The organism is Acidovorax sp. GW101-11A03 (assembly GCF_059424825.1).
In genome coordinates this window covers 1-14,044 of the sequence record NZ_JBWKZU010000094.1, presented here as the reverse complement: position 1 = coordinate 14,044, position 14,044 = coordinate 1, and the positions used below count along the sequence as shown (strand labels likewise).

11 protein-coding genes are annotated in these 14,044 nt (G+C 68.1%); 3 read left to right on the top strand and 8 right to left on the bottom strand.

Features of this window, described 5'->3' with window-relative positions; translation table 11 throughout:
* Window positions 1–1,681 (bottom strand): ABC transporter permease (locus AC07Z7_RS23450; protein ID WP_494767836.1); only part of this gene is annotated, 1,681 nt, incomplete at its 3' end.
* 215 nt (window positions 1,682–1,896) lie between these two features.
* On the opposite strand from AC07Z7_RS23450, the gene AC07Z7_RS23445 reads away from it, so the two are divergent.
* Window positions 1,897–2,325, top strand: coding sequence for an Hsp20/alpha crystallin family protein (locus AC07Z7_RS23445; protein ID WP_056743473.1), 429 nt, complete (start codon window positions 1,897–1,899; stop codon window positions 2,323–2,325).
* A gap of 39 nt (window positions 2,326–2,364) precedes the next feature.
* Here AC07Z7_RS23445 and AC07Z7_RS23440 read toward each other — a convergent pair whose 3' ends face one another.
* The 4 genes from AC07Z7_RS23440 to AC07Z7_RS23425 form a co-directional block, all read right to left on the bottom strand.
* Entirely contained in the window at window positions 2,365–3,561 is a 1,197-nt protein-coding gene (locus AC07Z7_RS23440; RefSeq protein ID WP_494767835.1) for a helix-turn-helix transcriptional regulator, read from the bottom strand.
* Window positions 3,562–3,754: 193 nt separating this feature from the next.
* The gene (locus tag AC07Z7_RS23435) at window positions 3,755–4,408 is read right to left on the bottom strand and encodes an ABC transporter ATP-binding protein (protein WP_494767834.1); all 654 of its coding nucleotides are present in this window, start codon (window positions 4,406–4,408) and stop codon (window positions 3,755–3,757) included.
* Entirely contained in the window at window positions 4,405–5,418 is a 1,014-nt protein-coding gene (gene miaA / locus AC07Z7_RS23430) for a tRNA (adenosine(37)-N6)-dimethylallyltransferase MiaA (RefSeq protein WP_494767833.1), read from the bottom strand. Before miaA ends, AC07Z7_RS23435 begins: the two co-directional genes overlap by 4 nt.
* Complete coding sequence (locus AC07Z7_RS23425; RefSeq protein WP_094285705.1) at window positions 5,405–6,649, bottom strand: multidrug effflux MFS transporter; 1,245 nt, start codon at window positions 6,647–6,649, stop codon at window positions 5,405–5,407. Before AC07Z7_RS23425 ends, miaA begins: the two co-directional genes overlap by 14 nt.
* Window positions 6,650–6,848: 199 nt before the next feature.
* Between AC07Z7_RS23425 and AC07Z7_RS23420 the strand changes: the two genes are divergently transcribed.
* Window positions 6,849–8,192, top strand: coding sequence for a serine hydrolase domain-containing protein (locus tag AC07Z7_RS23420; RefSeq protein ID WP_494767832.1), 1,344 nt, complete (start codon window positions 6,849–6,851; stop codon window positions 8,190–8,192).
* Window positions 8,193–8,237: 45 nt separating this feature from the next.
* Here the strand turns inward: AC07Z7_RS23420 and AC07Z7_RS23415 are convergent, their stop codons facing one another.
* Together AC07Z7_RS23415 and gdhA are read right to left on the bottom strand one after the other, a co-directional pair.
* The gene (locus tag AC07Z7_RS23415) at window positions 8,238–9,071 is read right to left on the bottom strand and encodes an alpha/beta hydrolase (protein WP_494767831.1); all 834 of its coding nucleotides are present in this window, start codon (window positions 9,069–9,071) and stop codon (window positions 8,238–8,240) included.
* Window positions 9,072–9,211: 140 nt separating this feature from the next.
* The gene (gene gdhA / locus AC07Z7_RS23410) at window positions 9,212–10,555 is read right to left on the bottom strand and encodes an NADP-specific glutamate dehydrogenase (RefSeq protein WP_494767830.1); all 1,344 of its coding nucleotides are present in this window, start codon (window positions 10,553–10,555) and stop codon (window positions 9,212–9,214) included.
* Between the two features lie 246 nt (window positions 10,556–10,801).
* On the opposite strand from gdhA, the gene AC07Z7_RS23405 reads away from it, so the two are divergent.
* Window positions 10,802–11,965 carry a glycerophosphodiester phosphodiesterase gene (locus AC07Z7_RS23405; RefSeq protein ID WP_094285711.1) on the top strand — a complete coding sequence of 388 codons (1,164 nt, stop codon included), beginning with the start codon at window positions 10,802–10,804 and terminating at the stop codon, window positions 11,963–11,965.
* A 175-nt stretch (window positions 11,966–12,140) separates the two neighbouring features.
* On the opposite strand, the gene mutL is transcribed toward AC07Z7_RS23405, so the two are convergent.
* Window positions 12,141–14,044, bottom strand: a 1,904-nt coding sequence (mutL, locus tag AC07Z7_RS23400) for a DNA mismatch repair endonuclease MutL (protein WP_494767829.1), incomplete at its 5' end; no start/stop codon positions are given.

Below are 14,044 nucleotides of genomic sequence, written 5' to 3'. Positions count from 1 at the left end.
CCGTGGTGCTGCTGGTGCTGAGGGCGGAGCGCACATACAGCGGCGACGGCAGCACGGCGTCCAGCCACTGCGTGACTGAGCCGCGAAAGCTGGCCACCATCACCGTCAGCGCCACGGCCAGGCTGAGCGATGCGACCACGCCGCCCACGGCAATGGCTGCGCTGCCGCGCATGCGGCGTGCGCGCTCCAGCGCCAGCAGGGGCAGCGTGTGGCGCGCGGCCAGCGGCTGGAGGGCTGCCAGCAGCCGCGCCATGCCCCAGGGCAGCAGCGCAATGCCGCCCACCAGCAAAAGGCCGATGGCCACATACGCCGCCAGCGGCACGCCGCCCACCGGGGGCGCCAGGGCCAGCAGTGCGCCGCCCGCCAGCAGCACCAGGCCCAGCGTGCCCCGGTCTGCCTGGCTGGCGGCGGTGCCCAGGCCCTTCAGCGTTTGCGCCGGGGGCAGCTGCTGTGCGGCGCGGGCGGGCCACCAGCCGCCCGTCAGTGCGGCGGCCACGCCCAGCGCGCCGTAGACCAGCGCGGCGGGGGCGCTCCACTGCAGCGCGGGCTGCACGCCTGCAAAGTAGCCACCGCCCAGGTCGCCGCCCAGCAGCTGCAAGGCGGTGGCGGCCAGGGCGGTGCCCAGGGTGATGCCCAGCAGGCTGCCCAGCAGCCCCAGCGCGGCCGATTCGGCCAGCACCAGCAGCAGGCGTTGGCGCGGTGTGGCACCCAGCACCGCCAGCAGCGCAAACTGCGGCCCGCGCTGCGCCACGCTGAGTGCCAGCACCGAGAACACCAGAAAGGCCCCGGTGAACAGCGCCACCAGCGCCAGCACCGTGAGGTTGACGCGGTACGCGCGCGAGAGGTTGCTGATGCGCTGGGCCGCATCGCCCGGCTGCGCCAACACGGCGTTGGCGGGCCAGCCGGGCTCGGCGCGCAGCGTGCGCTGCCAGGCGGCGGTGTCGGTGCCGGGCTGCAGTTGCAGGTCGATGCGTGTGAGCGCGCCCTGGCGGCCAAACAGGTCTTGCGCGGCGCCAATGTCCATCACCGCCAGCGGCGCGCCACCGGCGGCCACGGTGCCTGCCACCTGCACCGGCACGCGCTGCTGCAGGCCGGTGATCAGCAGCACGGTGGGCGGCGGGCTGCCACTTTGCGGGCCGCCGGTGGGCAGGCCCAGGGCCTGTAGCGCGGCGGTGTTGAGGAACACGGTGGCCGGGGCGAACAGCGCAAAGCGGTCGGCACCATCCCACGGGCGCGGCATGAGCGCGGGGGCCATGGGGGGCAGCAGCAGCGCGTCGGCACCCAGCACGCGCAGCGGGGTGCGGGTGGGGTGGGGCGTGGCAGTGGCAGTGGCAGTGGCAGTGGCAGTGGCAGTGGCAGTGGCAGTGGCATCCACGGCCTGCACCACGGCCGACAGCTCCAGCAGCGGGCTGGCGCGGGCCACCTGCGGGTCGGTGGCCAGGCGTTCGTACAGCGCCTCGGGCAGGGGGCCCTGCATGGCGCGCAGTTCCAGGTCGGGCTGGCCGTTGACGGCGCGCACGGCCTGCGAAAACTCGTCCAGCGCAGACGCATTGATCACATGCACCGCAAATGCCAGCGCTACACCCAGCATCACGGCCGCCACGGCTGCGGCGCTGCGCCAGGGGTGGTGGCGGAGGTCTTGCCAGGAGAAGGTGCGGAGCAGGGCGAGCATGGGTTGCATTGTGGCTGCAGGGGCCAGCTGCAGCGCCTTTGAGGTACATCAACCTTGCGTTTTGCACCCTCTTGAAGTGCCGAAAGGCTGCGCCTATCTTGGAGCCAGAAGGTGTGAATGAACCCCGCGCACAGGCGTATAGGGTTTTGTTCGCACCCTCTCAGGGGCCCGCCCTCCTGCGCAGGCCCGGTTGTTTGTACCAACCCCTTTTCAGGAGCAAAACCATGAACTCTCTTGTGACCCGCGGCAGTCTGTTTGACGACTTTTTCAAGGACATCGCCCCCGGCTTTTACGTGCGCCCGCTGCATGGCGACAACCTGCCGTCGCCCAGCCAGATCAAGGTGGATGTGAAGGAGACCGAAGGCGGCTACACCGTGCAGGCCGAAGTGCCCGGCGTGGCCAAGGAGGACATCCATGTCTCGCTCGAAGGCAATGTGGTGAGCCTGCGCGCCGAGGTGCGCCAGCACGATGAGAAGCGCGAAGGCGAAAAGGTGCTGCGCAGCGAGCGCTATTTCGGCGCCGTGGCCCGTAGCTTCCAGCTGCCCGCCGATGTGGACGCTGCCCAGGCCAAGGCCAAGTACGACAACGGCGTGTTGACGCTGAACCTGCCCAAGAAGGTGAACAAGGCGGCCCAGCGGCTGAATATCGAGTGATGGGCCGTTGACCACTCTGGCCCCGGCTCCGCTGGTGTGTCAGGGCGTGGCCAGCGCCACCTCTGACCGCCGCAGCATGGCGGGGCCGGTGAGCACGGCGCGCACAAAATCGGTCTGGCGCCCCACGCCGGCCTTGGTGGCGATGGTGCGAAACTGGCTGCGCACGGTGTGAATGGACACCGACTGTTGCTCGGCATACTCCTGCAGCGACAAGCCATTGACCAGCCCCTGGGCCAGGCGGGCTTCGGCGGGCGTGAGGCCGTACAGGCTGCGCAGCACGCCTTCGAGCGACTGCAGCGCGCTGGCCGGGTTGCTGATAAAGACAGCGCCACAGGCATGGGCGCCGAAGGGTTCGGACCAATGCGGCAGCGGCGCCACCATCACATGCAGCTCGCTGCCCGTCAGGCTGCGCAGCCGCATGCCCGTGCCCGCGTGCATGGGCGCGCCGGTGGGTGTGGACACCACCGCCCGCATGGCGGCCTGCAGTCGCTGGTCGTCTGCGTGCTGCGTGGCATGCAGGCCATCGCGTTCATGGATGCGCAACAGCCCGCTGGACTGGGCCAGTGAGTGCGCGCGGCCATTGGCGTGCAGCAGGCAGGCGCCTTCGCCCAGCAGCACCACGCCCATGGGCAGGCTTTCCATCACTGACAACGAGGCGTGTGCCAGGGCCTCGGCGCGGTGCAGGCGCCGGTGCAGCGCAAACGCCGTCTGCAGGTGTGGCACCAGCGATTGCAGCCGCAGTTCCTCATCGGCCGTGTAGGGGCCGCAGCGCTTGCTGCGCACGGCCGTGACGTTGAAGGAGCGGTGGCGGCGCTTTTCGACCACCGCAGCCAGCGTGTAGAACAGGTCGAGCGGATGCAGCCAGTCGCAATGCCATTCGGTGCGCGGCAAATGTTTGTCCGGATAGAACTTGGAGCCGTTGACGATGTGCCCCTCGTGGTGCATGCGCTCATCCTGCGTCCAGACATTGGTGCGGCAGTAATAGGCCGCAAAGCTCGCCATGGCGTCGTCACCCACCCCATGGTGGGCCGCGAGCGAGGTCGAGCCCCCCGTCACCTCCACCGAACCGTCTGAAAAGTCCTGGCCAAAGATCATCGTGGCCTGCGACGAGAACTCGGCTGCAAAGCGTGCGAGGAACTCCTGCCAGCGCCGGGCGTCCAGTGCGGCGTCATAGACGCTGCGGATCAGGCCTGGCATTCCGATGTCGTTGGGGGCGTATGTCGGCAGCGTGGTCATGGGTCCTCGTTCCGGGGGCGATCGGGCCGTGCAGTCTTCCAAATCATACGTTTGGGGGATGCCGAGGACAACACGAATGGATACAAAGGTGCTGTGTTCCTGGTGGGACTGCCACATCCGGGGTGCGCGGGGGCAACCCGTGTACCCCGGCTGTTGTGTCACAGCGGCGCCGCAGCGGGCCTGGCCGCCGCCTTCAGTGCGGGGCGATGCCGTCAGCCGTGAGCCGCAGCACCCGGTCCGCCCGCGCGGCTGCGGCGTCGGAATGTGTGACCAGCACCAGCGATGCGCCGTGCTCGCGCGTCTGCGCGAGCAGCAGGTCCATCACGCGGGTGGCGGTGGTGGGGTCGAGGTTGCCGGTGGGCTCGTCGGCCAGCAGCAGGGCGGGGCGGTGCACCAGCGCGCGGGCAATGGCCACGCGCTGCAGCTGGCCGCCGCTGAGCTGCTGTGGCAGCCGTGCGCCCAGGCCCTGCAGGCCCACGGCGGTCAGCATGTGCTGCACGCGCTCGGGCTCGCTTTGCCCTAGCAGCATCAGCGGCAGGGCCACGTTCTGCGCCACGTCCAGGTGCGGCAGCACGTGGAAGGCCTGGAACACAAAACCCACATGCGCGCGGCGCCACAGGGCGCGCTGGGTGTCGTCCAGTTGGCCCAGGTCGGTGCGGCCGTGGGTGATGCTGCCGGTGTCCCAGGTGTCCAGCCCCGCCAGGCAGTTGAGCAGGGTGGATTTGCCCACGCCCGAGTCGCCCACGATGGCGACAAATTCACCGGGCGCCACGCTGAAATGCACGTTGGCAAACACTGGCGTGCTGCCGTAGTGTTTGCCCAGGCCGTCCACGCGCAGCAGGGTCATGACGGGGTGCGCTGTGCCAGCCGCTGCAGCACGGCCTGCACCAGTTGGGCCACGGCGTGGGGGTGGTCGCAGGCGATGGTGTGGCGCTGCGGCATGCCGCGCAGCCAGGTGATCTGGCGCTTGGCCAGCTGGCGCGTGGCGGCAATGCCGCGTTCGCGCAGCAGGCCCATGTTGATGGGGCGGCCGGGCGCTTGCGCGGCGATGAAGTCCAGCTCGTCCCACACCTGGCGGTAACCCACGCAGCGCATGGAGGGCAGGTCGGGGTGCAGGTCGCCGCGTGCGCGCAGGGCCTGCACCTCGTCGATGAAGCCACCGGCCAGCATGGCGTCAAAACGCTGGGCAATGCGGTCGTGCAGCCAGGCGCGGTCGTCGGGTTCCAAGGAAAAAAGGGCGCTTGCGCCCGCTGGTAAAGCGCTGCCAGCTCCTTTTTTTGTAGTGTGAAAGCTCGACAGAGGCTGGCCGGACACCTGCCACACCTCCAGCGCGCGCTGGATGCGCTGGCTGTCGCCGGGCGCCAGGCGGGCCGCCGTGACCGGATCGACGCGCGCCAGCTCGGCGTGCAGCGCGGGCCACCCCTGTTCGGCGGCCTGGGCCTCGATCTTTGCGCGCACCTCGGGGTCGGCCGCAGGCATGTCGTCGATGCCGTCGAACAGCGCCTTGAAGTACAGCATGGTGCCGCCCACCAGCAGCGGCAGGGCGCCGCGTGCGCGGATCTCGGTGATGAGCCGGGTGGCATCCTGCACAAACTCGGCGGCGCTGTAGGCCTGCAGCGGGTCGCGGATGTCGATGAGGTGGTGGGGCACGGCGGCGCGCTCATCCGCTGTGGGCTTGGCGGTGCCAATGTCCATGCCCCGGTACACCAGGGCCGAATCCACGCTGATGATCTCGACCGGCTGGCCTTGTTTGCCCAGCACGGCGGCCAGCGCCAGGGCACCGGCGGTTTTGCCGGATGCGGTGGGGCCCGCCAGAGCGATCAGGGGCAGGTCGTTGTGGGGCTCAGGCACGGTCACGGGCGGCTCCAAACTTCTGCACCAGCGTCCACGAGATGAGGGCCAGCACCACCGACCAGAACCAGATGCCGTTGACCAGCGGCCACACCGTGCCGTCGAGCCGCTGGCCCAGCCAGCCGCCAATCGCAAAGGCCGCCAGCATCATCATGAAACCGTTGAGGGCCGACGCCACGCCCGCCGCTTGCGGAAACGGCCCCACCGCCCCGCTTTGCCCGCAGGGCTGATGGATGCCATGGCCCACCATGAACAGGTAAAACGGCAGCAACAGGGCAAAGGGGTGGTGCCAGCCCATCCAGGCCACCAGCGCCATCAGCGTGCCGCCCGCCACGCTCAGCCCCCCGGCAATGGCCACCGTGCGCTGCAGGCCGTGGCGGGCCAGCAGGCGGCGGCACAAAAAGGTGCCGCCCAGGTAGGCCGCGCAGGCCGAGGCCATGGTCCAGCCGAACTGCGTGCGCGAGAGGCCCAGCACGTCGATATAGACAAACGACGACGCTGCCAGAAACGTGAACAGCCCGCCATAGGTGGCCGTGGTCTGCAGCGAAAACGCCCAGAAGGTGGGGCTCTTCAGCACATGCAGCCAGGTGCCCACCAGCGCGCGGGGTTGCAGGGCCTGCGGGTTGCGCTGTGCCAGCGTCTCGGGCATGCGCAGGGCCACCAGGGCCAGGGTGACGACCGCGTACACGGTCAAGGCAGACAGCGCGGCGCGCCAGCCCAGCCATTCGCTCAGCAGCCCGCCCATCGGCGCGCAGATGCAGGCCACGATGCCCAGCCCGGTGAGCGCCTTGGACATGGCGCGTGCACCTTCGAGCGGTGTGTACAGGTCGCGCACGATGGCGCGCGCGCACATCACTACCGCGCCCATGGCTGCGCCCTGGGCAATGCGCCACACGATGAGCAGTGCCATGCTGGGCGCCAGCGCGCTGCCCACCGAGGCCACGGTGTAGATGGTCAGGCCCGCCAGCAGCACAGGGCGGCGGCCAAACCGGTCGGACAGCGGACCCCACACCATCTGCGAGCAGCCAAACGCCAGCAGCAGGCCGCTCAGGGTGAGCTGAGCCGCCGACAGCGGTGCGCCCAGGCTGCGGGTGAGTGCGGGCAGCGCGGGCAGGTACAGGTCGGTGGTGACGGGCTGGATGGACAGCAGCAGGGCCAGCACCAGAATGGCCAGGCCGGGATGGATCGAGACAGGGGCGGGGGCCGCAGGCAGGGCGGTGGCGGAGGGGGCAGACATATCTGTCTGAGGGTACCAGATGGGGCATGGGCGCCGCGCCGGGCGGGGCTTGTGAGCGGTGGTGAGAACTGGTGTGTGACCTGCGTCGCGCGGGTGACAGGGGGCGGGGCCGGCGGCGCAGCACCATGCTGGTGCGGTCGGCCGGGCCCAGGCAGCCGCACAACAACACACAACACAACAAACCAGGAGACAACATCCCATGCACAAGACCACAATCCCCCGGGAGCCCCAGGGCTGGTGCCCTGCCGTGGCCACCCGGCTGCGCAGCGCGCTGGCGCTGGCTGCCGTGGGCACCGCCCTGGCCGCCCAGGCCCAGGCTCCTGCCCTGCCTGCGCCGGAGAGCGTGACACTGGACAAGCTGGGCTACATGACCACCTTCCCGCCCGAGGGGGCGCAGCGTGTGGACCTGAGCAATTCCTTCAAATACCCCCAGATGCGCTGGGCGCTGCAGCACCTGCGCGAGCTGCAGCCCACACACAACATCCGCCGGGGCAGCGCGGCACCATCCCCCCTGCCTGCAGACCCCAAGCCCCTGGGCAGCGTGGTGTTTGACGATGACAAGGGCCAGCCCATCACCGTGGATCAGTGGCTTACCCGCACCTACACGGACGCGCTGGTGGTGATGCACAAGGGCCGCGTGGTGTACGAGCGCTACGACAACCAGATGAAGCCGCACACGCCGCACCTGCTGTTCTCGGTCACCAAGTCGTTTACCGGCCTGATGGCTGCGCAGCTGGCGCACGAGGGCAAGATCGACCCCAATGCGCTGGTCACAAAATATGTGCCCGAGCTGGCCGACTCGGCCTGGGGCGACATGAAGGTGCGCGAGGTGATGGACATGACGGGGGCCGTGCGCTTCCGCGAGGTCTACACCGACCCCACCACCGAAATTTTTGGCTACAGCTGGTCCAGCGGCATGCTGCCGCGCCCGCCGGGCTACCAGGGGCCGACCAATGTGTATGACTTCCTCAAAACCCTGAAGAAGGAGGGCGAACACGGCGCAGGTTTTGTGTACCGCACCGTGCATTCCGAGGTGCTGGGCTGGATCGTTTCACGTGCCACGGGCAAACACTGGGCCGAGCTGATGAGCGACAACGTCTGGCAGAAGCTGGGCATGGAGGAGGACGCCCATGTGATGGTGGACAGCGTGGGCACGCCGCTGCAGGGCGCAGGGCTCAATGCCACGGCGCGCGACCTGGCGCGGTTTGGCGAAATGCTGCGCCTGGGCGGCAGCTACAACGGCCAGAAGATTTTTGACAAGGCCGTGATCGACGACACCGCCAAGGGCGGCGACCGCGAGAAGTTCAAGATGGGCGGCATGGCCTTTCGCCCCGGCTACAGCTACCGCAACCAGTGGTGGGTGCTGCACAACGCCGATGGCGCCTGGGAGGCCGCAGGCATCCACGGCCAGTTCATCCATGTGAACCCCGCCGCCGAGATGGTGGTGATCAAGCTCTCGTCGCACCCGGTAGCGGGCGCGGGCTTCACCCACCCGCTCACGCTCAAGGCCTGGGCGGCACTGGCGCAGGCGGTGCGGCGCTGAGGTTTCTGCGTTGAGGTTGCAGCACCTGGGTTTTGGCCCGGGCGCTTACTTCAGCTTGAACAGCGCCACCATGGCCTCGCGGTAGAGGCTCTGGCCCACGGCGTTGGTGTTGTGGTGCGAGCCGCCTTCCACCAGCACAAACCGCTTGGGCTCGGCGGCGGCCTCGTACAGCTTGCGGCCCAGGCTGGGCCGGATCAGGCTGTCCTCGCTGCCATGCACCACCAGCAGGGGCGAGCCGATCTCTGCCACCTTGCGCACCGATTCAAACCGCTGCGTGATCAGCCCCGACACCGGCAGCCAGCCCCACTTGAAGGTGCTGACCACCTCAGGAATGCTGGTGAAGGTGCCTTCGACGATGGTGCCCTGCTCGTCCTGCACCTGGCGCGCCAGGTCAATGGCAATCGCACCGCCGAGCGAGTGGCCAAAGATGTAGCGGGGCTTGTTCGGCTTGTGCTGCGCCAGCCAGGCCCAGGCGGCGCGGGCGTCTTCGGCGGCCGTGGCCTCGGACGGCAGGCCCGCGCTGCTGCGGCCAAAGCCCCGGTAGTCGATGGCCAGCACCGAGAACCCCAGTTCCTGCATGCGCCGGATGCGGTTGGACGAGCCCGCCACGTTCCAGCGTGCGCCGTGCAGGTACAGCAGCACGGGCGCATCCTTGCGCTCATGGGGCAGCCACAGTCCGTGCAGGCGCTCGGCCTTGCCACTGGTGTCGGACTGGAAGTCGATCCAGACATCCTCCATGCCCTCGGTGGACGGGGCGCCACCCCAGCTGCGGTCGCTGGGCTGGAAGATCCACTCGCGCTGTTTGGCGTCGAGGGTGGCGCAGCCCGCCAGGACGGCAATGGCCAGCGCCAGGGAAATCAGGGCAGGGGTGCGTTTCATGAAGAGGACAGAGCGGTGCAATGCCGGAAAGTTCTGTCCTTTCTGCATGCACGCTCTGTGCCCATTGTGCTGATAACGTTGCCCAATGGGGGGCAACCCCCTGCCTTTTCCCCTCTTCTGCGGGGGATTTTGGGTGCGGTCTAGACCACGCCCTGCGCCAGCATCGCGTCGGCCACCTTCACAAAGCCTGCAATATTGGCGCCATCCACATAGCTCACGCGGCTGTCGGCGTGTTTGCCATAGCGCAGGCAGGCGGCGTGGATGCCCTGCATGATCTGCAGCAGGCGTGCATCGACCTCTTCGCGCGGCCAGGCCAGGCGGGCGGCGTTCTGGCTCATTTCCAGGCCTGAGGTGGCCACGCCCCCCGCGTTGCTGGCCTTGCCGGGGGCATACAGCACGCCAGCGGCTTCAAACGCCTTGGCGGCCTCGATGGTCGAGGGCATGTTGGCCCCCTCGGCCACGCAGACCACGCCGTTTTTGATCAGGGTGGCAGCGTCGCGCGCGTCCAGCTCGTTCTGCGTGGCGCAGGGCAGGGCCACATCCACCGGCACATGCCAGGGGCGCACACCGGCCTCGAACCGCACGCCGGTGCGCTCGGCGTAGTCGCTCACGCGGCCGTAGTGGTGGTTCTTCACATCCATCAGAATGGCGAGCTTCTCGGGCGTGAAGCCGTCCTCGTCCACGATGGTGCCGCTCGAATCCGACACGGTGACCACCTTGGCGCCCAGCTGCAGGGCCTTTTCCACCGCGTACTGCGCCACGTTGCCCGAGCCCGACACCGACACGCGCAGGCCGTCGAGCGAGCGGCCGTTGGCGCGCAGCATTTCTTGCGCAAAGTACACCGTGCCGTAGCCCGTGGCCTCGGGGCGGATCAGCGAGCCGCCGAACGACAGGCCCTTGCCGGTGAACACGCAGTCCGCCCGGTTGCTGAGTTTTTTCATCATGCCCGCCATGTAGCCCACCTCGCGGCCACCCACGCCGATGTCGCCTGCCGGCACGTCGGTGTCGGCGCCCACGTGGCGGAACAGCTCAGACACAAAGGCCTGGCAGAAGCGCATGACTTCACCGGGGCTGCGGCCCTTGGGGTCGAAGTCGCTGCCGCCTTTGCCGCCGCCCATGGGCAGTGTGGTCAGCGCGTTCTTGAAGGTCTGCTCGAACGCCAGAAACTTCAGCACCGACAGGTTCACCGAGGGGTGGAAGCGGATACCGCCCTTGAACGGGCCAATCGCCATGCTGTGCTGGATGCGGTAGCCCCGGTTGACCTGCACCGTGCCGTGGTCGTCCACCCATGACACGCGGAACATCACGATGCGCTCGGGCTCCACCAGCCGCTCCAGCAGCCCGTGCTCGGCATAGCGGGGGTGTTCGGCAATGAACGGCCACAGGCTCTCCATGACCTCGGTGACGGCCTGCAGGAATTCGGGCTGACCCGGATTGCGAAGTGCCACATGGGAAAGGAAGCTGCCTGCGGACTCGTATTTCATTGGCTCACGACTTTCTGTATCTAAAAAGCAGGCAATGGCGCGCTGCAACATCGAATTATGTTCAAAAGTTATACGTTCATGCAGATGTCTCTGCACAATGGTGGGGAATGTGGTGGATGACTTGCCACATATTGGTGCATCTGGTGGCGGTGCATAAACCGTCACCGGTTGGCAAGAAGGGCGTCACGGCCTTGTCACAAGGCGGGCCCACAGTTCGGCGGTTCTAAACACAACGAGGAGAAGAGCATGCACATTTCTGGTGCGAAGTGGGGAGTTCTGGCCGTGGCGGCCATGCTGGCAGCCTGCGGCGGCAGCGACGACAGCCCCTACCCCACATTGAAGGGCGACAAGCCCCTGGTGATTGGCCACCGTGGTGCCAGCGGCTACCTGCCCGAGCACACGCTGGAGAGCTACAAGCGTGCGGTGGAGCTCGGTGCCGACTTCATCGAGCCCGACCTGGTGGCCACCAAGGACGGCGTGCTGATCGCCCGCCACGAGCCCAACATCACCGGCACCACCGATGTGTCCACCCGCGCTGAGTTTGCCAACCGCAAGACCAAGAAGATGGTGGACGGCGTGGAAGAAGAAGGCTGGTTCGCCTCGGACTTCACCCTGGCCGAAATCAAGACCCTGCGCGCCATCCAGCCCATGGCCGAACGCGACCAGTCGCACAACGGCAAGTACCAGATCCCCACGCTGCAGGAAGTGCTGGACCTGGCCAAGAGCGAAGGCACCAAGGCCGGCCGCACCGTGGGCGTGTACCCCGAAACCAAGCACCCCACCTACCACGTCAACCTGGGCCTGAAGCTGGAAGACCGCCTGCTGGACGTGCTGGCGCAGTACGGCTACACCAGCAAGACCTCACCCGTCATCGTGCAGTCGTTCGAGGTGTCCAACCTCAAGTACCTGCGCACCAAGACACAGATCCGCCTGGTGCAACTGGTGGACGCCAACGACGTGAACGCCGACGGCAGCATGGACCTCACGGCCCCCTACGACAAACCCTACGACTTTGCCGTGGCCGGTGACAAGCGCACCTTTGCCAGCCTGCTCACCCCCGCAGGCCTCAAGGAAGTCAAGACCTACGCCGACGGCATCGGCCCCTGGAAGCCGTACCTGATCCCCTCCAAGCAGGTGGACGCCAACAAGGACGGCAAGCCCGACGACCTGAACGGCGACGGCAAGATCGACGACCGCGACCGCGTGATGATGCCCCCCACCGACGTGGTGAAAAACGCCCACGCCGAAGGCCTGATGGTGCACCCCTACACCTTCCGCAACGAAGCGCGCCGCCTGGCATCGGACTTCAAGGGCGACCCCAAGGCCGAGTACAAGCTGTTCTACAACCTGGGGGTGGATGGGGTGTTCAGCGACTTCCCGGATACGGCCAAGGCGGCACGGGACAATTGAAGTACCCCTGAGGCGCTGCGCGCCATCCCCCTGAGGGGGACGCACCCGGTGGCCCGGCAAAGCCGGCTCCACGGGTGCACTGGCCTGAGGGCGCGCCGGTTGCGGCAGCCCTTGGGCTTGATTGGAAGGTAGTTCATCGGCCCGCGAGGCCGATTTTTTGTGGCTACGGTTGGCCTTAACGACCCCGTAGGAACAGCGCGTCCAGCTCCCTCATGCTGAGCTGCCGCCATGTCGGCCTTCCGTGGTTGCACTGGTCGCTGCGGTCCGTCATTTCCATCTGCCGCAACAGCGCGTTCATCTCGTCGATGGTCAGCTTGCGGTTGGCGCGCACGGCGCCGTGGCAGGCCATGGTGCCCAGGATTTCATTGCGGGCGCGCTGCACCACGGTGGTGGCGTCATGCTGGGCCAGTTCGGCCAGCACGCTGCGGGCCAGCTCCACCGGGTCGCCCTGGGCCAGGGTGGTGGGCACGGCGCGCACGGCCAGGGTTTTGGGGGAGAAGGGCACGACCTCCAGGCCCAGCGTGGCCAGCACCTCGGTGGAGTCTTCGGCGGTGGCCACCTCTTGCGGGGTGGCGGCGAAGGTGGCGGGGATCAAGAGGGGCTGGCTGGCAATGCGGGCGCCGCTGTCCACCTGGGCCTTGAGGCGTTCGTACACGATGCGTTCGTGGGCGGCGTGCATGTCCACGATGACCATGCCCTGGGCGTTTTCGGCCAGGATGTAGACGCCGTGCAGCTGTGCGACGGCGCGGCCCAGGGGCCAGTGGGCGGTTGTGCTGTCGCGGCCGGTGGGCCAGGTGGTGGTGTCGGGTGTGGAGAAGGTTTCAGCGGCTTCGGGGGCGATCTGCGGGCCGTCGGGCGTTGCCTGGGGCTCGGTAGGCTGGGAGGGCTGGGCGGAGGGCGCCCACAGGCCGCCGATGCTGGCGGGCGGTGCTGCGGGGGCTCCGTGGTCGGGACTGCTGCCGTTGCTGCTGCTGGTACTGCTACTGCTACTGGGCGCCCACAGCGCCTGCAGGTCTTGCACGCGGTGGCCACGTTCTTCAAATTTGATAGCTGCCTGGGCTTGCCAGGCGGGCGGTAGGGCCTGTTTTTTATCAAAATTTTCAACCGTGGGCGCAGGGGCTGCTGCACTGGCTGCCGCCAGCGCGGCGGCACGGGGTGCGGCCAGCGCGTTTTCTACCGCGTGGCGCACGGCCTGGTGCACCTCGCGGCTGTCTCTGAAGCGCACCTCGATCTTGGTGGGGTGCACGTTCACGTCCACGCGCGCCGGGTCGATCTCGACATACAGCGCATAGATGGGCTGTTTGTGGCCGTGCAGCACGTCTTCATACGCGCTGCGCGCGGCGTGGGTGAGCACCTTGTCGCGCACGAAGCGGCCATTGACGTAGCAATACTGGTGGTCGGGGCGCGAGCGGGCGGCGTCGGGCAGGCCTGCGCGGCCGGTGACGGTGACGGGGCCCACGCGGTGCTGCACGGCGACCGATTGGGTCACGAAGTCTTCGCCCAGCACGTCCGACAGGCGGCGGGCAAGCGCGTCATGGGCGTCCTGCGGATCACCTCGGCCCGGCACAAAGGTGGCGCGCCATTGCTCCACCAGCTTGCCTTCGTGCCAGATGGCAAAACCTACGTCGGGCCGCGCCAGCGCGTGGCGGCGCACCGATTCAATGCAGTGCGCCAGCTCGGTGGCGTCGGTCTTCAGGAACTTGCGGCGCGCGGGGGTGGAGAAGAACAGCTCCTTCACCTCCACCGTGGTGCCGGTGCTGCGCGCGGCGGGGCGCAGTTCGCCACTGCGGGCGTCCAGCAAGAAGGCGCTGGCCTGGTGTGCGGGGCGCGAGAGCAGCGACATCTCGGACACCGAGGCAATGGCCGCCAGCGCCTCGCCCCGAAAGCCCATGGTGGCCACGGTTTCCAGGTCGTCCAGGTTGGTGATCTTGCTGGTGGCGTGGCGGCGCAGGGCCACGGGCAGCTCTTCGTGTGGGATGCCGCCGCCGTCGTCTTCCACGGTGATCAGGCGCACGCCCCCGGCCGACAGGCGCAGGGTGATTTGCGTGGCGCCAGCGTCCAGCGCGTTGTCTACCAGCT